The organism is Nesterenkonia sandarakina, from assembly GCF_003003175.1.
In the GTDB taxonomy this organism is placed as follows: Bacteria; Actinomycetota; Actinomycetes; order Actinomycetales; family Micrococcaceae; genus Nesterenkonia; species Nesterenkonia sandarakina_A.
In genome coordinates, this window is sequence record NZ_PVTY01000003.1 from 188630 (window position 1) to 208138 (window position 19509).

General features: G+C 70.2%; 15 protein-coding genes. 9 read left to right on the plus strand and 6 right to left on the minus strand.

Translation table 11 applies throughout. The features are described 5' to 3' along the window. Positions 1–24 precede the first annotated feature (24 nt). Together BCL67_RS03610 and BCL67_RS03615 are read left to right on the plus strand one after the other, a co-directional pair. The gene (locus tag BCL67_RS03610) at positions 25–870 is read left to right on the plus strand and encodes an SURF1 family protein (RefSeq protein WP_106122082.1); all 846 of its coding nucleotides are present in this window, start codon (positions 25–27) and stop codon (positions 868–870) included. Between the two features lie 6 nt (positions 871–876). After that, positions 877–1428 (plus strand): DUF3817 domain-containing protein, encoded by a 552-nt coding sequence (locus BCL67_RS03615; RefSeq protein WP_106122083.1) that lies wholly within the window; start codon positions 877–879, stop codon positions 1426–1428. A gap of 18 nt (positions 1429–1446) precedes the next feature. On the opposite strand, the gene BCL67_RS03620 is transcribed toward BCL67_RS03615, so the two are convergent. Further along, a complete protein-coding gene (locus tag BCL67_RS03620) occupies positions 1447–2736 on the minus strand; it encodes an MFS transporter (protein WP_106122084.1) in 1290 nt (429 codons plus the stop codon). A 254-nt stretch (positions 2737–2990) separates the two neighbouring features. Further along, the gene (locus BCL67_RS03625; protein WP_106122085.1) at positions 2991–3788 is read right to left on the minus strand and encodes an alpha/beta fold hydrolase; all 798 of its coding nucleotides are present in this window, start codon (positions 3786–3788) and stop codon (positions 2991–2993) included. Between the two features lie 319 nt (positions 3789–4107). Here BCL67_RS03625 and guaA point away from each other — a divergent pair, with 319 nt between their 5' ends. From guaA to cpaB, 5 genes are all read left to right on the plus strand, one after another. Next, positions 4108–5688, plus strand: coding sequence for a glutamine-hydrolyzing GMP synthase (gene guaA / locus BCL67_RS03630; protein WP_106122148.1), 1581 nt, complete (start codon positions 4108–4110; stop codon positions 5686–5688). 12 nt (positions 5689–5700) lie between these two features. Beyond that, the gene (locus BCL67_RS03635; protein ID WP_106122086.1) at positions 5701–6213 is read left to right on the plus strand and encodes a DUF456 domain-containing protein; all 513 of its coding nucleotides are present in this window, start codon (positions 5701–5703) and stop codon (positions 6211–6213) included. 173 nt (positions 6214–6386) lie between these two features. Next, entirely contained in the window at positions 6387–10628 is a 4242-nt protein-coding gene (locus BCL67_RS03645; RefSeq protein ID WP_181255872.1) for a DUF4011 domain-containing protein, read from the plus strand. After that, positions 10616–11032, plus strand: a complete 417-nt coding sequence (locus tag BCL67_RS03650; protein WP_219886387.1) for a hypothetical protein — start codon at positions 10616–10618, stop codon at positions 11030–11032. Before BCL67_RS03645 ends, BCL67_RS03650 begins: the two co-directional genes overlap by 13 nt. Before the next feature lie 424 nt (positions 11033–11456). Further along, on the plus strand, positions 11457–12332 hold the full coding sequence (gene cpaB, locus BCL67_RS03655; protein ID WP_106122090.1) for a Flp pilus assembly protein CpaB: 876 nt from the start codon (positions 11457–11459) through the stop codon (positions 12330–12332). Here cpaB and BCL67_RS03660 read toward each other — a convergent pair. From BCL67_RS03660 to BCL67_RS03675, 4 genes are all read right to left on the minus strand, one after another. Continuing rightward, positions 12312–12647, minus strand: coding sequence for an FmdB family zinc ribbon protein (locus tag BCL67_RS03660; RefSeq protein ID WP_106122091.1), 336 nt, complete (start codon positions 12645–12647; stop codon positions 12312–12314). The two genes, cpaB and BCL67_RS03660, sit on opposite strands and share 21 nt — an antisense overlap. 73 nt (positions 12648–12720) lie before the next feature. After that, positions 12721–13554 (minus strand): 5-formyltetrahydrofolate cyclo-ligase, encoded by an 834-nt coding sequence (locus BCL67_RS03665; protein WP_146131067.1) that lies wholly within the window; start codon positions 13552–13554, stop codon positions 12721–12723. Positions 13555–13579: 25 nt separating this feature from the next. After that, positions 13580–14752, minus strand: a complete 1173-nt coding sequence (locus BCL67_RS03670; protein WP_106122093.1) for a hypothetical protein — start codon at positions 14750–14752, stop codon at positions 13580–13582. Between the two features lie 92 nt (positions 14753–14844). After that, positions 14845–16515, minus strand: a complete 1671-nt coding sequence (locus BCL67_RS03675) for a dolichyl-phosphate-mannose--protein mannosyltransferase (RefSeq protein ID WP_258174729.1) — start codon at positions 16513–16515, stop codon at positions 14845–14847. Between the two features lie 52 nt (positions 16516–16567). Between BCL67_RS03675 and rsmI the strand changes: the two genes are divergently transcribed. Together rsmI and BCL67_RS03685 are read left to right on the plus strand one after the other, a co-directional pair. Next, on the plus strand, positions 16568–17491 hold the full coding sequence (gene rsmI, locus BCL67_RS03680) for a 16S rRNA (cytidine(1402)-2'-O)-methyltransferase (RefSeq protein WP_106122095.1): 924 nt from the start codon (positions 16568–16570) through the stop codon (positions 17489–17491). Between the two features lie 66 nt (positions 17492–17557). Then, a complete protein-coding gene (locus BCL67_RS03685) occupies positions 17558–19432 on the plus strand; it encodes an AMP-dependent synthetase/ligase (protein WP_106122096.1) in 1875 nt (624 codons plus the stop codon). The last annotated feature ends 77 nt before the right edge of the window (positions 19433–19509 follow it).

Below are 19509 nucleotides of genomic sequence, written 5' to 3' on the forward strand. Positions count from 1 at the left end.
CGGTATGGCGCGTATCCTTGACAGGTGCTCAAGACCGCTCTGCAGCCCAAATGGATCGGGACCCTCGCCCTGGCGCTGGTCCTGGCCACAGTCTTCGTGGTGCTGAGCGCCTGGCAGTTCAGCGAGTCGAGCTCGGAACCGCCCCCGACCCAGGAGATCACCGAGACCCCGGTCCCGCTCACGGAGGTCCACGAGCCCCAGCGGCCGATGACGGTGGCCGAGGCGGACCGGATCGTGGACGCCAGCGGTGAATTCCTCGAAGCCACCCAGGTGCTCGTCGAGGAACGCCTGCAGAACGGGAACTCCGGCTACTGGGTCGTCGCGGCGTTCCGCCCGGATGACGCCCCGGATGACAACATCATCCCGGTGGTCCGCGGCTGGGTCGCCGACCCCGCCGAGGCTGACGAGCTCCCCGCCGGAGAGCCGGTCGAGATCCAGGGCAGGCTGCTTCCCCCCGAGGCTCCGGGCCCGGGTCAGCGCGGCATGTCCGCCGATGGCACACAGATCTTCCCCACGCTCTCCCCGGCGGAGCTCATCAACGTCTGGGACGAGCCGGGATACTCCGGCTTCCTGGTGGCCTTCGAGACCCTGGATGCCAGCGGCACGGAGCTGGGCGCGGCGTCGTCGTCCTCCGGCATGGAGCCGGTCCAGGTCGACCCGCAGCCGGAGACCTCCGACATCAACTGGTTGAACCTCTTCTACGGCGTGGAGTGGACCCTCTTCGCCGGCTTCGCCTTCTTCTTCTGGTGGCGCCTGGTCAAGGACGCCCACGAGAAGCAGCTGGAGGAGGAACGACTGGACCGTGAATGGCAGGAGCAGTGGCGCGCCGAGCAGCTCGCCCTGCGGCAGCAGACCCAAGCGAAAGACTAGTGACGTATGAGTGATTCCCGCACAGGCGATTCCCCCCGGACCGATGCCCCGACCACCGAGTCTCAGGCCGCCGGCGCCCAGACGGCCGATGACCTTCCGCCGGCGCCTCCGCGGCCCCGGCAGCGCCGCTTCGGCGGCACCGCCGCGCAGATCCAGGGCGCGCTGAAGTTCTACAAGGTCTTCGCCTTCGTCACCGGCATCATGCTGCTGATCCTGGTCGCCAAGATGATCATGGACTATGGCTTCGGCTATGAGCTCTACGCCGGCGGCACCACCGCCGAGGGCGCGGAGAACTCGCTGGGCTTCCACCCGAAGGACTCGGTGGTCGACGGCACCGGCATCTCGTACTGGATCGCGGTGATCCACGGCTGGATCTACGTCATCTACATCATCGCCGGGTTCCGGCTCTGGTACCTGATGACCTGGAAGGTCGGCCGGCTGGTCACCATCGTGCTCGGCGGCGTCGTGCCGTTCCTGAGCTTCGTGGTGGAGCGCAAGATCGCCCGCGAGGTGCGGTCGGACGTGGCGTCCAACCCCGAGGCCGTGCGTCGCTACTGAGCCGGTCCGCGGGCAGCGCTAGCTCGTCGCCGGTGCGGCCCCCGCGTGGCTGCGGCGAGCCCAGAAGAGCACCGGGATCAGCAGCAGCGCGAGCAGCCCGCCGCCGAGGGAGAGCTGCTCGAAGCTCGTCGCAGACATCACCATCCCCGACATCGCCCCGCCGCCGGCTCCGGCGAGCGCGATCAGCACATCGATGCCGCCCTGGGTGCGCGGGCGGTTCTCCGGGACCGTCGCGTCCACGACCAGCGCCGTGCCGGCGATCAGCCCCACGTTCCAGCCCACCCCGAGCATGATCAGCGCCAGGATCAGCAGCCCCAGCGAATCCCCGGGGGCGACGGCGCCCACCAGGCCCGCGCCGAGCAGGATCACCGCGGCCACGACGCTCATCGGGATCCGACCGAACCGGTCCACGAGCACCCCGGTGACCAGCGAGGGCAGCCACATGGCGCCCACGTGAAGCCCGATCACCAGCCCCACCGAGCCCAGACCGTGGCCGTGGGCGAGCATATGGATCGGGGTCATGGTCATGATCGCGACCATCGCGATCTGGGTCAGCACCATGACCGTGGCGCCGATGTAGGCACCCTTCTCCGGTCGAGGAGCGGGTGGGGGAGCGGACCCTGTCTCCTCGATCCCTGGGGCCTGCTCGGCGGTCGCTGCATCGGCCGCCTCGACCTCGGCGAGCTCCCGGGCCAGCAGGAACGGGTCCGGGCGCAGGAAGACGAAGAGGATCGCGCCTGCCGCGAGGTAGGCCGCCGCTGCGAGCAGGAAGGGACCCGCCAACGGGGGGATCCCGAGGCGAGTCGCGAGGTCCCCGAGCGGCTCCACCAGATTCGGTCCGGCCACCGCACCGAGGGTCGTGGAGACCATGGCAATGCTGATCGCGGTGGCCCGGCGGGACTCCGGTGCGAGGTCGGTCCCGGCGTAGCGGGCCTGCAGATTCGTCGCGGTTCCGGAGCCGTAGATGAACAGCGCGAGGAAGAGCAGCGGGACCTGATCCGCGACCGCCGCGGCCACGACTCCGAGCGCCCCGAGTCCGCCGGCGCTGAAACCGATGCTCAGCCCGATCCGGCGTCCCCAGCGCTGACTCACCCGACCCACGGTGAACGCCGCCAGCGCGGATCCCACGGTGAACAGCGCGATCGGCAGTCCCGCCAGGCTCGCCGAGCCGAGCATCTCCTGAGCCAGCAGTGCGCCCACGGTGACGCCCGCGGCCAGTCCGGCCCCGCCCAGGATCTGGCTGAAGACGACGACGGTGAGCGTGCGCCGCTGCACCTGTGCCCGCTGCTGCGCACCTGCCTGAGTCATGCACGCATCATAGACCCGCCCCGGGGCCCAGCCGCCGCATCGATTGGGCACTAAACGTCGACATAAGCGTCTCCGGGGCGGGGCCTATACCGACGTCTTCTGCCCAGTCGGTGGAGGGTCTGCATCGCTGGGGCGAAATCGGGCGCTATGAGCGCCCCGGGCCGGGCGATTGCGCCCGTTTGCGCCCCGGGGATGTGGCGGAGCGGCGGCGTCGTCGTTCTCGGCCTGATACATCAGTCGGTGGACGGTGCCCGTCAGTCGGCGGTGAAGAAGGCCCTGAGCACGGCCGTGAACACCTCGGGCTTCTCGGCGTGGACCCAGTGGCCTGCGTCCTTGATGGTCGTCTGGGTGACGCGCGGGAAGAGCTGCCGCATGGCGGAGTCGTGCTCGTCCTGCACGTAGCTGGAGTCTGCTCCCGCAATCCAGAGCACAGGACCGTCGAACTGTTCGCCGTCGAACTCAGGGAAGCTGCCGATGGCGGGCAGGGACTCATGGAGCAGGTCCAGGTTCACGCGCCAGCGGAATCCGTCGCCGGATCGGACCAGGCTCTGCAGCAGGAACCCGCGGACCATCTTCTCCGGGATCGGCTCCTGCAAGAGCTCATCAGCCTCCCCGCGCGAGGAGAGCCCACCGAGGTCAAGACGGCTCAGGCTGCTGATCAGGTGATCAAATTCGTCCATGGACTCGTGCGCGACCGGAGAGATGTCGACGACGGCGAGGCGGCTGACCAGCTCCGGGTGCCGAAGGGCCAGCACCATGGCAACCTTGCCGCCCATCGAATGACCCAGCAGATGCACCGGGGCGTCGCCTGCCACGGTGCTTCGCAGATGCTCCGCCACGAGGTCAGCCTGCTCGACGTAGTCGAAGGTCTCGGTCCACTCGGATGCGCCGTGGTTGGGAAGATCCACCAGGACTGATTGCAGGTCGGGCGTGAGCGCCTTGCCGATCTGGGTGAAATTCTTGCCCTGACCGAAGAGCCCGTGCAGGAACACCACGGTCTCACCCGTCTCTCCGACGTGCTGGGCGTGGAGCGAAGCTGGGTCGGCAGTCATGATGAGTCTTTCCTGTCCTGCATGGGGCGCGTATGGTCGCCTACATCCTAGGCGGGACCGCAGGGCGGGGCGGAATGGGGGAGAACCCGCAACAGATGTGAGATCTGCATCCCTGGGGCGAAAACGGGCGCTATGAGCGCCCGGGCCGGGTTATTCCGCCCGTTTGTGCCCCGGCGACGTGGCGGAGGGTGCTGCGAGAGGCTCCGGAGTCAGGCGTGCCCACGAGGGCCGGTCCGCCCACGCGCGCCCACTCCGCGCTGGCCGCTAGGATGGAGCGGTGACTTCTCAGCCTGATTCCGCAGACTCTGCCGTCCCCGCCGTGGAGCGATCGAACCCCGAGGCCCAGACCGTCCTGGTGGTGGACTATGGCGCGCAGTACGCCCAGCTCATCGCCCGCCGAGTGCGTGAGGCCCGCGTGTACTCCGAGGTCGTCCCGCACACCCTCGCCGCATCCGAGATCATCTCGCGCAACCCCTCCGCCGTGATCCTCTCCGGCGGACCCTCCTCGGTCTACGCCGAGGGCGCCCCCGCGGTGGAGTCCGAGCTCTTCGAGGCCGGCATCCCGGTGATGGGCATCTGCTACGGCTTCCAGGCGATGGCGCACAGCCTCGGCGGCGAGGTCGCCCGCACCGGAGACCGCGAATACGGCAAGACCGAGGTGCGCAGCGTCAACGCCCCGCACTCGCTGCTCACCGGCACCGATGCGGTCCAGTCCACCTGGATGTCGCACAGCGACTCCGTGCAGAAGGCCCCCGAGGGCTTCCAGGTGCTGGCCTCCTCCGAAGGCGCCCCCGTCGCGGCCTTCGCCGATGAGGAGCGCAAGCTCTACGGCGTGCAGTGGCACCCCGAGGTGCGCCACTCGCCCCAGGGCCAGCAGGTCATCGAGAACTTCCTCTACAACGGGGCCGGGCTGACTCCGGAGTGGACCACCGGCAACATCGTCGAGGAGCAGGTCGCCGCGATCCGCGCCCAGGTCGGGGATTCCCGCGTGATCTGCGGCCTCTCCGGCGGCGTGGACTCCGCCGTGGCCGCAGCCCTGGTGCAGAAGGCCATCGGTGACCAGCTGACCTGCGTGTTCGTCGACCACGGGCTGCTGCGCGAAGGCGAGGCCGAGCAGGTCGAACGTGATTTCGTCGCCGCCACCGGTGCGAAGCTCTACGTGGCCGACGAGCGCGAACGATTCCTCGCCGCGCTCGAAGGCGTCACCGACCCCGAGACAAAGCGCAAGATCATCGGACGCGAGTTCATCCGCGCCTTCGAGGGTGCGGAGAAGGCAGTGCTCGCCGAGGCGGCGGCCGACGGCGCCAAGGTCGAGTTCCTGGTCCAGGGCACCCTCTACCCCGACGTCGTGGAATCCGGCGGCGGCGAGGGTGCGGCGAACATCAAGTCCCACCACAACGTCGGCGGCCTGCCCGAGGACATGGTCTTCAAGCTGGTCGAACCGCTGCGCGCGCTGTTCAAGGATGAGGTCCGCGCGGTCGGCGCCGAGCTCGGCCTGCCCGCCGAGATCGTCCAGCGCCAGCCCTTCCCGGGCCCGGGGCTGGGCATCCGGATCATCGGCTCGGTCTCCGAGGACCGGCTGCGGATCCTGCGCAAGGCCGATGCGATCGCCCGCGAGGAGCTCACCGCCTCCGGGCTGGACCAGGAGGTCTGGCAGATGCCGGTCGTGCTGCTCGCCGATGTCCGCTCCGTCGGCGTCCAGGGCGACGGGCGCACCTACGGGCACCCGATCGTGCTGCGCCCGGTCTCCTCCGAGGACGCGATGACCGCGGACTGGTCCCGCCTGCCCTATGAGCTGCTCGCCAAGATTTCCAACCGGATCACCAACGAGGTCGAAGAGGTCAACCGGGTCACCCTGGACGTCACCTCCAAGCCGCCGGGCACCATCGAATGGGAGTGAGTCGGAAGACTCATGCTGGACTCCACCACCGCTGAGGCGATCACCACCGTCATCGCCGGGCTGCTGCTGATCCTCGGCGCGCTCGGCGTGGTGCTGCCGATCCTGCCGGGCTCGCTGCTGATCATCGGCACCCTGATCGTCTGGGCGGTGCTGATCGGCGGCCCGGTGGTATGGACGGCGGCGATCCTCGGCACCGTCCTGGCCGTGATCGGCTGGGGCAGCTCCACGATCCTGACCGGCCGATCGATGCACCGGCAGCAGATCCCGCGCGGGCCGATCCTGATCGCCGTCGTCGCGGCGCTCGTCGGGCTGATCGCCTTCCCGCCGCTCGGGCTCTTCATCGGCTTCGCCGTGGGTCTCTTCGGCGCGGAATTCGTGCGCCGGGAGCGCGACTGGCGCGCCGCGGGGACCGCGAGCCTGTATGCGCTGCGCGCCGTCGGGCTCGGGATCCTGCTCGAATTCCTGCTGGCCGGGCTCGCGATCTCGGCGTTCCTGATCGGATCGTTGGCCTACTTCGTCTTCTGACCCGGCACTGGCCAGCGGTTTCAAGGTCAGGCTGAAACCTATTGCAGGATGTGCCGCCGGGCTCATTAGACTTCAACCCATGTAATTATCGGCGATCCTCGTCATTCCTGACGGAGACGGGGGTGCGGGAGCGGGCGTGAGCCCCTCCCGTTGGGGATTGTGGAAGGTCGTCTGTGAGCAAAGAACCAGCCGCGCAGGAGTGGGACAAGTCGTCCAAGGACGAGCCCGCAGCACCTGCAGTGCAGCAGCATCCGCACACCCCCGACGACGCCCGCGCAGCCTCGGTCTCAGCCGGGTCCGCCGAGTCCCCGGAGGCCGCGAGCTTCGCGAGCTCGGCAGGATCGGCGTCGACCCCTGATTCTCCCGACTCCGCAGACTCCGCCGAGTCTCCGGATTCGCCGGACTCACCAGCCTCGCCCGGGTCCCCGGCGTCGCCTGGATCCCCCGCGTCCCCGGGATCTCCTGGGTCTGCCGACTCGGCGGCGTCCCCAGACTCCACGTCCCCCGACGCCGCCTACTTCGACTTCGGGTCCGCCGGTCCGGAATCCGCTGGCCTCGACTCCGCGCCGGCCGACGGGCGTGATCCGGTGCACGGCTGGCTGGAGTCTGTGGGCTCAGGCACCGAGAACGACACGATGCTGCGCTTCTCCCCGAGCCAGCACAACGCCATCGACCTCACCGATGCCAACTCCTCGGGCATGATGCAGCTGATGGCAGGCCGCAAGACGCGGCTCTCCACGCTGCTCAATGATCAGAACGCGTTCACCATCGGCAAGCAGGCCGCCCAGGGCATCCGCGCCAAGACCCGGGAGATGTCCGAGGAGCGCGGCGTCGACGTCGGCTTCCTGGCCGCCGGCGTGGTCAGCTGGGTCGAGGACGCGGGACGGGGCTCCTCGGGGGAGCAGTTCACCGAGGACTTCACCGCGCCGGTGATGCTGGTGCCGATCACCCTGCGCCCCCGTGAGGACGGCAGCGGCGACTTCGAGATCCAGTTCAGCGCACCCGCCCGGCTCAACCCTGCCCTGATCCGCCACCTGGCCACGCGGCACGGCACCCGGCTGGACCCGGTGGAGTTCCACAACACCGGCTACGTGACCGCCCGCTTCGACCCGAACAGACCGGCCGATGCGCTCGCCAGGATCGCCGGCAACGTCGACACGATGCACTCGGTGCAGGTGTGGCGTCAGCTCTACGTCTCCACCTTCGCGGACCTCACCTTCCTGGGGGACCCCAGCGGACTGGACCTCGATCATCCCGTCATCCACGCGATGGCCACCGGTGAGCCCCTGGGCCAGACCCGCGCCGAGCGCGCGCTGCAGGAGCTGGCGTCCGTGGACGATCGCGATCCCCGCGATGAACGGCTCGTGGCCGATGCAGATCCGCATCAGCAGGCCGCCCTGGACGCGATCCTGGCCGGGCAGTCCGCCGTCATCTCCGCCCCCGCGGGAACCGGCCAGACCCAGACCGCGATCAACGCCGCCGCCGGCCTCGCCTGGCAGGGCCGGCGGGTGCTGGTCCTGGCCGAGCGCACCGCCACCCTGGAGCAGTTCAAGCACCGACTCACCGAGGTTCACCTGGGCACTCTGGCGGGCAACCTCTCCGCGGCCGCGACCTCCGACGACATTCGCGACCAGCTCATCCGCGCGATCCGGCGCAATGAGCGCGCCGAGCCGCCGCGCCTGGGCACCCTGCATTCGAAGCTGAAGAAGTCCCGCCACCAGCTGGTGGACCACGTGAAGTCGCTGCACAATGTGCGCCGTCGCTGGGACTGCTCGCCCTACCAGGCCATGCAGGCGCTTGCCGCGCTGACCAGCCTGAACCCGGCGCCGTCGACCTCGGTCCGGCTGAAGCGGTCGGTGCTGGACAACACCGTGGACCGCAGCCAGATCACGGTGAAGCTCAAGCGCGCCGCCGAGCTGGGCGCGTTCTCCGCGGAGACCCGCGACAGCCCCTGGTTCAACGCCCGACTCTCCAACCGTCAGGAGACCCGGGACGCGATGGCCCTGGTCATCCAGCTGCGCGAGGATCTGCCGGCGCTGCAGAAGATGATGGTCTCGGCCTGCCAGGCCGCCGGAATCACCCCGGGCGCGACGTTCAGCGAGTGGAACAGCCAGGTGCTGCTCTTCCAGCGGGTGCAGGAATCGCTGGGGAGGTTCAGCCACGACGTCTACGCCCGCGCGGTGGATGATCTCATCGCGGCCACAGCCCCCGGCTGGTGGCGCCGACAGAACAACGTGGAGATGACGTCTGTGACCCGCTCCCGGCTGCGCCGGGTCGCCAAGGAGTACGTGCGCCCCGGTGTGGCCATCGGGGATCTGCACTCCTCGCTGATCGATGTGCAGTCCGAGCGGGAGGAATGGAACCAGTGGTCCAGCGCGGGCTCCGCGCCGAAGGTCCCGCACCAGCTGGACCGGCTCTGCGAGACCTTCGGCAAGGTCCAGGCTCGGCTGCAGCGCCTCGACGAGGTGCTGGAGACCGGGCCGCTGACCGAGATGCCGATCGAGCAGCTGCTCGAGACCGTGGAGACCCTCGCCGCAGATGAGAAGCCGCTGGAGTCCCTCCCGGAACGGACGCTGCTCGGCGAGCAGCTGCGCGAGCAGGGCTTCCGCGAGCTCATCGAGGACTTCTCCGAGCGCGAGATCAGCGCCAACGTCGTCGCCGACGAGCTGGAGCTCGCCTGGTGGCAGTCCGCCCTGGAGGCGATGATCTCCGGGGACGACTACCTGGCGATGACCACCGGGGAGAACCTGCGCAGCCTCGAGCAGACCTTCCGTGATTCCGACGCCGCGCACATCGAGTCCAGCGCCCAGCGACTGGGCCACGCCCTGTCTGTGCGCTGGAAGTCCGCCGTGGAGGCCCACCCGCAGGCCGCCGCGAGCCTGCGCGCCCTGCTGCGGGACTCGACTCCCACCATCGAGGCCCTGGAGGCGATCAACCCCAAGGTGACGCAGCCGCTGGTCCCGATCTGGACGACCTCCCCGCTGGGGCTGGGCGAGCAGTTCCCGAACGACTTCCGCGCCGACGTCGTCATCCTGCTCGACGCCGAGTCGCTCGCGGTGCCCACCGCACTGAACGCCGTGACCCGGGCCGCCCAGGTGGTCGCCTTCGGGGATCCCCGGGCCGGCTCACCCACCCCCTTCCATGTCTCCGCCGATCCGGTGGCCCGCGAGGCCGAGCAGCACCGTCCGGCCTCGATCTACGCCGAGCTCGCCGCGGTGCTGCCGCAGTATGCGCTGCGCCAGGTGCACCGTGGGGTCGATCAGGAGCTCACCGGGCTGCTCTCCTCCGCGCTCTACGACGGCGAGCTCACCCGACTTCCCGACGCCGCGCAGCTGACCGGCCAGGACCGACGCTTCACCGTGGAGCTGGTGGCGGGCGGCCAGGCCGGGTACCGCGACGCGGTGGAATCACCCACCGGTGAGGTCAACCGGGTGGTGGACATGGTCTTCGAGCATGTGCGCTCCCGCCGCGGACACTCCCTCGCCGTCATCACCGGCTCGGCGTGGCACGCCCGCCGGCTCGCCGACGCGATCCGGCTGAACCTGGCGAACCACGGCTGGGCCAAGCCGTTCTTCACCGAGGGCGCCCACGGCGAGGGCTTCGTGGTCACCCCGGTGGAGCGCGCCGCAGGTCTGGTCCGCGACGACGTGATCTTCAGCCTCGGCTTCGGCCGCTCCGTGAAGGGCGAGGCTGCTACCCGGTTCGGGGAGCTCTCCGAGGTCCGCGGCCGGGAGCACTTCGCCGTCGCGCTGACCAGGGCGCGTGAGCACCTGCGGGTGGTCACCTCGCTCTCCTATACCGATATGGACCGTCCCTCGCTGACCGGGGGCGCCCCCGAGATGTATGACCTGATCAAGCTGGGTCTGGAGGGCTCGGACAACCCCACGGCCTCGGCGCAGCTGACCGATCCGCTGGTGCTTGACCTGGTGGACCGGATCCGGGCCCGCGGCGGACGTGTGGAGGACGGGTTCCGCGGCACCCTGGACCTCGCCGCGTGCTCGCGCAGGTTCACCCCGGACCAGCCCATGGTTCCGGTGGCGATGGTCTCCGACGGCACCAGGAGCTATGGCTCGATGTCGGTGCGCGAACGCTCCCGGCAGCGTCCCGCCGCATTCGAGGCGCTGGGCTGGAGCTATATGGCGCTCTGGACCATCGAGGTGTTCTCCAACCCGGTGCGCTGCACCGAGGTGGTCGCCGAGCAGGTGGGTCTCGCCTCCGGACCGGAGTTCGCCGAGTCCGGCCGGATCACCGTGCACACCGCGGGAGAGCCGCCACGCAGCCGCCGTGCGCGTGAGCAGGAGACGCGCAGCGAGGGGATCCGTTTCGGCGGCGCAGCGGACCTCGAGGATGAGGACTCACACCGCAAGTCCAAGAAGTGGCTGCCGCCGCGGGAGCGCGGGGCATGGAAGCAGTAGACCCCGGACCCCGGGCTCGGGCGGCTGAACCCGGCGGGGCCGAGTCTGGCGCGAGTGGATCAGGCGGGGCCGGGTATGGCGTGACCGGGCGTGCCGGATCGGGCGCAGCCGGGAGGCGCGGACGACGACGCGTGGTCGCCCCACCCACCTCAGGCCAGTCCCACGAGGTGGAGTCTGACTTCACCGACCCGTTCCGTGCCGATGCGTTCCCACCCGAGGACGCCAAGGGCCGCACGAACTCCGGTGCAGGGACACCAGCCCCGGAGAACTCGACGGCCGGGATGAGGAAGCCAGGCGAGGCCCAGCCCACACAGACGCAGGGCGCCGAGAAGAGCGCGCCCCAGGCGCCGCTGACCGCGCACGAGCAGTGGATCCTGAGTCAGCGCCCACCGCACTGGGGCTAGTCCTCGCAGCCCTCCGACTGAGCCGCGCTTTTCCCCAGGCGGTCGGAGAGACGCAGGTCGCGCGCGGCCTCCACAGCGCAAGAGTGGAACAGCCTCCCGAGCCAAGTCCTGGTGGACGCTGGTGGGCATGGAGAGCATCAGCCCCGAACGGCGCCCCCGCAGCGGCGACCCGGCCCATCCCCGGACACCGACGCCGCTTCCCGGGTCGGCTCCGCGCCCGGCGCGCACCCCGCCGGCCGCCCGCATAGCGACGGAGCCCTTCATTCCACAGCGCCCTCGCCGGGCCAAAAGACCTGCACCGCGGACGCTGCCTCCAGACCGGCAGTCGAGGTCGAAGCAGCCCCTGCGGCTGCCGCCGCCACCGGAGTCAAAGCCTCCCGAGTCAGCGTCACGGAAGTCACCGCCGCCGGAGTCAGCGCGGCTGATGCAGGACCGGCGATCACGGCCGTCACGCGAGTCACGCCAGCCACGGCCGTCATTCCGGTCACGGCCGTCGGTCCCGTCACCGCCGTCGTCCCGTCCGCGTCCGGCGGCGTCGTCGCAGTCCCCGCTGAAGCCCCGGGGGCAGCGGGCCAGGTCGCCGCGGGTCCGTCGTCGACTGCGTGGCTCCGGGCTGCCCCGACTCATCCAGCGGTTCCGCTTACCCCTGGCGCTGCTGCTGGGACTCGGCGCCGCCGGCGCGGCGGTCCTCACGGGCGCTGAGGGACAGGTCGAGACGACCGCGGCGCTGCGGGTCAGCTCTGACATCGGGGCCGGGGAGCGGCTCAGCGCCACCGTGATCGAGGAGGTCCAGGTCGACGTGGCCGCGGTTCCGCGCGACTACGCCGCGCGGCCGGAGGAGGTGTTGGGACGACAGGTCGCGGTTCCGCTTCCGGCGGGGGCGTTGATCCACCCGGATCAGCTGGTGGGCCCGGGTCTGCTCGCCGGGCAGGAGCCGGGCACGGTCGCGGTGCCGGTGCGTCCGGCCGATCCAGCGATGGTCGGGATGCTCACGCCCGGTCAGCGGGTGGACGTGCTGGCCTCCAGCGACACCCTGGAACGGGGTTCGTCCTCGGCGTCGGTCGCGACCGCCGCGCCGGTGCTGTGGACCCCACAGGATGATTCGGAGAACTGGCTGCCCAGCGGAGCTGAGGCGGGCGGCGTCGTGATTCTCGCCGTGGACCCTGCCACGGCGGAGGCGATCGCGCAGGCCACCCAGGAGGGAAGGCTGCACCTGAGCCTGCGCGGTGCCGGGGAGCCCCCGGCTACCAGCGAACCGGAGGATCCGCCCGCTGCGGAGTCAGCTGGAGGAGCTCGATGATCCGGCGGTGGAGGCCGCGCCAGAGGCTGCCTTGGTCGTGCTGGAACCGGCCCCGGAGGAATCGGAGGAGCTGCTGGAGCCGGAGGATGACCCCTCTGAGCTGGAGCTCTTCGAAGAGTCGGTGCCTGAGCTGGCCGCCGCGCGGGAGTCGGTCCGGTAGAAGCCGGAGCCCTTGAAGGAGACTCCGACGGAGCCGAACTTCTTGCGCAGTGTGCCCTGGCATTCGGGGCAGACGGTCAGCGAGTCCTCGCTGAACTTCTGCACGATGTCGAAGGCATGGCTGCAGTCTTTGCAGGCATAGGCGTAAGTGGGCATCAAGTTCCTCAGAGGTGAATGACGTGGGACGGGCCGGCGCAGTCGGGCAGACTGCGGCGACGCTGCCCACCGATTATAGAGCCCTCAGCGTGGTGGCTCCGAGTTCGGTCACGATGCCATGCACCCGCAGGTCATGGGCCTCCACCGGGAAGGTGCCGGGACTGAGCACCTCTGCGGCGTGCACCACCGCGATGAAGCGCAGCGAGTCTCGGCGGCGCGGGTCCCGGGAGTGCGGGTCTCGTGAGCCGGAGTCTCGGGTCTCGGTCGCTGCGCGGGTCGAGGTCCCTTGGTCGGGGGAGGCTCCGAAGGCCGTGTCGTAGAAGCCGCCGCCCTGGCCCATGCGTGCTCCGTCATGGTCCACCGCCAGTCCGGGCACCAGGACGGTGAGCCCCTCGGGGTGCAGCTCGCGCAGGGCGACGGTGCTCAACCGGTCGCCGTGAGGCTCATCGATCGCCGCGAAGGCGCTGCGCTGCAGCTGCGCGTCGGGCGTCCAGCGCACCCATTCGAGGACCCGGCTCTGCGGGCTGGCGATCACCGGAACGTAGACGGCGCCGCCGTCGGCCGCGTGCTCGGTGAGAAACGGGCGCACATCTGGCTCACCGGGCATCGGCATATACCCGGCCACCGCGGAGCCTGCCGGCACCACCGACGGAAGGACCCGTGCCAGGGCCTGCGCGCGGGCAGCGACCTGGTCCGCAGTCAGCTGCCGGCGGGCAGCACGGAGCCGGGATCGGGCAGCCGCCTTCGCCAGGTCGATCGAGGACCGGTCAGCACGCGCTGCAGCAGATGCTGCCGCACCGGCACCGGCACCGGCACCGGCAGCGACACCGGCAGACGGAGACTCAGGCCCGGGAGCCGCGTCCGGTGCGAGGTCGGGCGCGCGCTCCCGCGGCGGTTCAGGCAACATCTCGGACTCCGGACTGGGCATCGACTCAGCTCCGGTGCGCGGACTGGACGAGGTTGGCCCGCAGCGCCTCTGCGGCGTCGGCGAGGCGGGGAGAGAAGGTGAACTGGGCGCTGAGGCGCAGCAGCGCGGCCCGTTCGTAGGCGTCCAGCGCGTGTGCAGGCACGCCGTTCCGGTACGCGGTGTCGTTGATCAGCCGGTCGACCACCGCGCGGCGGGGAGCGTCCCAGAGGCCGCGCAGCTCGTTCCACTTGGCCCCGGCACGCAGTCCGCCCAGGTCCAGCGCGGGGTGTGCCCACCCGGCGTTGGACACCTTCACCAGTCCCGGGCCCAGGTCAGCGGAGTAGAGCAGATCCTCGTCCCTCAGCTGCCGGTGCGCGGGCACCATCCGGCGCTCGGGGATGGACGCCAGAGCTTCACAGGCGGCCGTGACGCTCGCCTGAAACAGCTCCGCCCCGACGATGTAGGGCCGGGTCAGCGCTTCCCAGCGCTGCAACCGACGAATCTCCGTGGCCGCCCCGTGGACCGGAGTGCTGGCGGGGAGCTCCCCAGGGTGCTGGATGGCGGTGGACCAGGCATCCAGAGACTGGTCCCAGGCGTTCTCCCAGGCCTCAGCCCCGATCCGGTGCGGTCTGTGCAGGGAGACGCCGGGCAGCGCCTGGAAGGTGGCGACGGCGTCGTCGTGGCTGATCAGGCGGGGGAGCCGGAAGGGCCCCGAGAAGGCCTGCGCCCGACGCATGCCGGCGAGCAGCTCAGCCGCGCCGCCGTCCGGCAGCACCACGGTATAGCTCTCCTGTGTTCCGTCGCGATGCCGCACCACGGCTCGCAGGCCGGGTTCATGGGCGATCACCAGCCCGCCTTGGGCGGTGCGCTCCAGCGCGGGCAGCTGGGGATCGGTGCCGGGCGGGAACAGCTCGAGCTGTTCGTCGGGGCGCGCGGCGCCGGCGTGCTGCTGGATCCGGAAGTGTCCGGCCCGGCGGGCGCGACGGGGCGCAGGAGCATCGGCGGTCCCGGCGGGGGAGGCCTCCGTCTCGGCCGGCGAGTGTCCGGCGCCGTCGACGTCGTCGACCTCGTCCGCGGCCATGACCTCCACCGCCAGCAGCCCTGGTTCCCCCTGAACCGGCCAGACGCGTTCCACCGACCAGCGGGTTCCCTCGGCCGAGAGGATGCGCGAAGGCAGTGATGCGGCGGGATGAAGCATGCTCGAGATCTTCCTTTCGACCTGTTCGGCTGCCCCCAGCTTAGGCCCGGACACCCGGAGAGAACCGCTGGCAACGGTGAGCGGGCGCAGATTCAGAGCCAGGAATCGATCCAGATCCGCATCCGCCACTGCTCGTAGGGGATCAGCTCCGCGGTCCAGAGCGGCAGGAAGAACGCCGAGGTGGCCACGCACAGCATCACGAAGCACAGCAGGACCACGGTGTTGCGCTGGCGCGCCGCCAGGATCGCCGCCGCGCTGCGCGCCGTCCCGTCGGGGCGCCGGTCCGCGGTGCCGAGGCGCAGCACCAGAGCGGCCACCGCGGTGAGCGCGAGGATCAGGAACGGGTGATAGCTGATCGTGTAGAAGAAGAAGGTGGTCCGATCGGGGAAGAGCAGCCAGACCAGATGCCCGGCCGCGACGCCGGAGAGGATCGCGCCGCAGCGCCAGTCCCGGCGCCCCAGCCAGAGCAGCGTCACCAGCACCAGTGCGATCAGACCAGCCCACCAGATCAGCGGGTTGGCCAGGTCCAGCACCGCTGATGAGCAGGTCTCCGCGGCGCAGAGCTCACCGGTCTGTTCATAGGTCTCTCCGGCGGAGACCGAGTCATAGTGCATCGAGACGGGGCGTCCCATGAACGGCCAGGTCCAGGGGGAGGAGGCGTAGTCGTGCGCGCTGTCGAGTCCCTGATGAAAATCCGCGGCCGAGGCGTGGTAGTGGATCAGTGAGCGGATCGGGTCCGGGATCAACCGGGCCAGGCCCTCGGCGGGGTGCTCCAGGTGCCACTGCCGGCCCCAGCCGCCCTGCGAGCTCAGCCAGCCGGTCCAGCTGGCCAGGTAGGTCGCGGCCGCGAGGGGCAGCACCGTGGCCACCGCCGGGAGCCCGTCCTTGAGGAGCCCGGACCGGGCCCAGTGCGTGACGCCGGCGAGGCGCCGGGCCTGCAGGTCCCAGAGGATGACCATGACGCCGAAGACGGGGATGAAGGCCAGTGCGGAGAGCTTGACCGCCACCGCCGCGCCCAGCAGCACTCCGGCGAGCAGCCGCCAGGGACGGACCCCCAACCAGGGGCCGGCCCGCCGATCGTGGGACTCGCGGCGGACCGCCCAGGCGGCGAGCCGCCGTCGTCCGCTGTATCGATCGGCCAGCAGCGCTCCGAAGGCCGCGAGCAGGAAGAGCATCATGAAGATGTCCAGCAGCGCCACGCGGCTCATCACCAGGTGATGGCCCTCGACGGCGGTGAGCATCCCGGCGAAGGCGCCCAGGAAGACCGAGCGGAACATCCGCTGCGCGATCAGCATGATCAGCAGCACCGCAAGGGTTCCCGCGACTGCACTCGAGATCCGCCAGCCGAACGCACCGTCCTGGCCGAAGACCCGCAGCCCCAGCGCGATCATCCACTTACCCAGCGGCGGGTGCACCACATAGGAGCCGTCGTCCTCGGGCTGCGGATCACCGGCGAGCCAGGCGTCGTCGGCGTCCTCCGGCCAGGCCAGCTCGTAGCCGGTGAGCAGCAGCGCGTAGGCGTCTTTGGCGTAGTAGGTCTCGTCGAACATCAGCAGGTGCGGTGTCCCGAGGTCGCGAACCCGAAGGATCCCGGCGAAGAGCGTGATCAGTGCCGGCAGGATCCAGCCCCAGATTCCGGGGCGGTACGGCTCCGCGTGGAGCCGCCGCTGCATCCGGGAGAGCGGGTCGGGATCGCGCTCGCCCAGGGCGCCGGTCACCCCGGCGGGGAACGGAATGCGGCGGGCAGGCTCGGCGGGGTTCACTATGGGTATGCTACTTGGCGCAAGCCGGTCACCTATCAGAAGCGGGCGTGTCATGGAGTCAGGCGAGGCAGACCGATCCGAGAGCAACCTGGAGCCGGCGGACTCCAATCTCTGGGACACCCCGATCGTGCTGGCCGCGACCCCCATCGGAAATCTCGGTGACGCGACCGACCGGCTCAAACGGCTGTTGGGCACTGCGGAGGTCATCGCCGCGGAGGACACCCGAACCGCGCGGCATCTCGCCCGCGCGCTGCAGGTCACCTTCCACGCCCGAGTGGTCAGCCTGCACGAGCACAATGAGGCGTCCCGCTCCGAGGAGCTCGTCGAGCAGGCGCGGCAGGGGACCCGGATCCTGGTGGTCTCCGACGCCGGCATGCCGTCGGTCTCGGATCCCGGGTTCCGGCTGGTCGAGACCGCCATCGCCGCCGGAGTCGGCGTCACCGTGGCTCCCGGCGCCTCAGCGGTGACCACCGCACTGGCGCTCTCCGGGCTGCCCACCGACCGATTCACCTTCGCCGGGTTCGTCCCGCGCAAGGCCGGAGAGCGCAAGAAGCTGCTCGACCGGCTCGACACCGAGGAGTGGACCACGGTGCTCTTCGAATCCCCGCACCGGATCGCGGCCACGCTGAGCGAGTTCGCCGCAGCGCTGGGGGAGCAGCGTCCCGCGGCGCTGGCCCGAGAACTCACGAAGCGCTACGAGGAGGTGCTGCGCGGAGGCCTGGGCGAGCTGGCCGGCATCGCCGCAGAACGGCACCTGCGCGGCGAGATGGTCCTGGTGATCGGCGGCGGCTCGGCCGCCGGGGCAGGTGCTGAGCCGATGAGCCTGACCCAGCTTGCCGACGTCGTTCTGCAGCGGGTCGCCGAGGGCGCCAAGCTCAAGACCGCGGCCAAAGAGATCGGTGCTGTGCACGCGGTTCCCGCCAGTGAGATCTATGACGCCGCACTGGCCCGGAGGCGCGCCGAAAAGTCTGGTTGAACAGTAGAATGGTCTGCACAGCGGAGAGGCACTCCACCGCAGGGGAATCGATGAGCAGGCGGAGCCATGACCGAGGAGAATGTGGGCAGCGAACGTGCTGCCCGGACGAGCAGCAACCAGATCCGTGAATCCGCCACCGCGCAGGTCGCGTGGCTGGAGCCGGACACGAATGCCACTGATGGGGTCCTGGATCTCTGGACCGCTCGCCCGCACCAGCCGGTCTACGCGGTGCCCAATGGGACCGGCGGCTGGGTGGACGTCTCGATCACCAGCTTCCTGGACCAGGTCCGCGGGGTCTCCAAAGGACTGATCGCGCTCGGGGTTGAGCCAGGAGACCGGATCGCGGTCATGGCGCCCACCAGCTACAGCTGGGCGGTGGTCGATCAGGCCATCTGGTTCGCCGGCGCGATCTCCGTGCCGATCTACGAGACCAGCTCCCCGCACCAGGTCAGCGAGCTGCTGCAGGACTCCGGCGCGAAGTTCGCGCTCGCCGGAAGCGTCGCGCTGCAAGACGTCCTGCGGGCAGCCGGGGTGAAACTCAACGGGAATCGCCCCGCGGTGCTGCCCATCGGAGAGGTCCGTCAGCTCGACGACCTCGCCGCCTCGGGGGAGCACATCTCGGATGAGCGGCTCGAAGCTGCCCGCTCCCACGCCAACCTCGACGACGTCGCCACGCTGGTCTACACCTCCGGCACCACCGGGCAGCCCAAGGGTGTGCGCATCACCCACCGCAACCTGGCCGAAGGGGCAGCGAACATCCTGCCCTTCGCCGACCAGATCCTCGGCGAGAACGAGTCCCGCACGCTGATCTTCCTGCCGCTGGCCCATGTGCTGGCGCGCGCCGTGCAGCTGATGTGCCTGCACCGCGGGGTGCAGGTGGCCCATTCGGCGAGCGCCGCGACGCTGCTCGAGGATCTCGGCAGCTTCCGCCCCACCTGGCTGCTCGCGGTGCCGCGGGTCTTCGAGAAGGTCTACAACGGGGCCTCCGCCAAGGCTCGTGCCGAGGGCAAGGGGAAGATCTTCGAGACCGCCAAGGAGACCGCGATCGCGTACTCCAAGGCGCTGCAGGCCGAGGCGATGGGGGAGGGCCCGGGGCCCTCGGTGCGGCTGCGCGCCCGGCGCGCGATGTTCGCCAAACTGGTCTACGCGAAGCTTCACGCCCGCCTGGGCGGCAGCGTCCGCTACATGATCTCCGGCGCCTCCACGCTGAACCCCGAGATCGCACACTTCTTCACCGGCATCGGACTGCCGGTCCAGGAGGGCTACGGCCTCACCGAGTCCACCGCGCCGATCACGCTGAACATCCCCGGCGCCACCCGCGTCGGCACGGTGGGCATCCCGGTGCCCGGCAACGTCGTGCGGATCGCCGAGGATTCAGAGGTGCTGCTCAAGGGGCCGGTGATCTTCGACGGCTACCACAATCAGCCCGCGGCCACTGCGGAGGCCTTCGACGCGGAGGGCTTCTTCCGCACCGGGGACCTCGGCTCTCTGGACGAGGACGGCTTCCTCACGCTGACCGGGCGCAAGAAGGACCTGATCGTGACCGCGGGCGGCAAGAACGTCTACCCGATGCCGATGGAAGAGATCATCCGGGCGCACCCGCTGGTCGCCCAGGCCCTCGTGGTCGGCGACGACCGACCCTATGTGGCGGCGCTGATCACTCTGGACGCCGACGCGGTCACGGACTGGTGCCGGGCCAACGGGTTCCGGTCCCTGTCGCTGATCGATGCCGCGAAGCACCCCAAGGTGCGTCAGGAGATCGGGATCTCGGTGGAGGCCGCGAACCGCAGGGTCTCGCGCGCCGAGTCCATCCGCAAGTTCGAGCTGCTCGACGTCGAACTCTCTGAGGAGTCAGGTCACATGACGCCGTCGCTGAAGCTGCAGCGCCACCGGGTGCTGGCCGACTTCGAGGGCGTCATCGAGTCGGTCTACTCGAACTAGGCAGGTTCACCGCCGCGGTGATCTGCTGCGTGGGGCGTCCCCACCGCGTCAGCGAGCGCCCGGTGGCGCCTGAACCA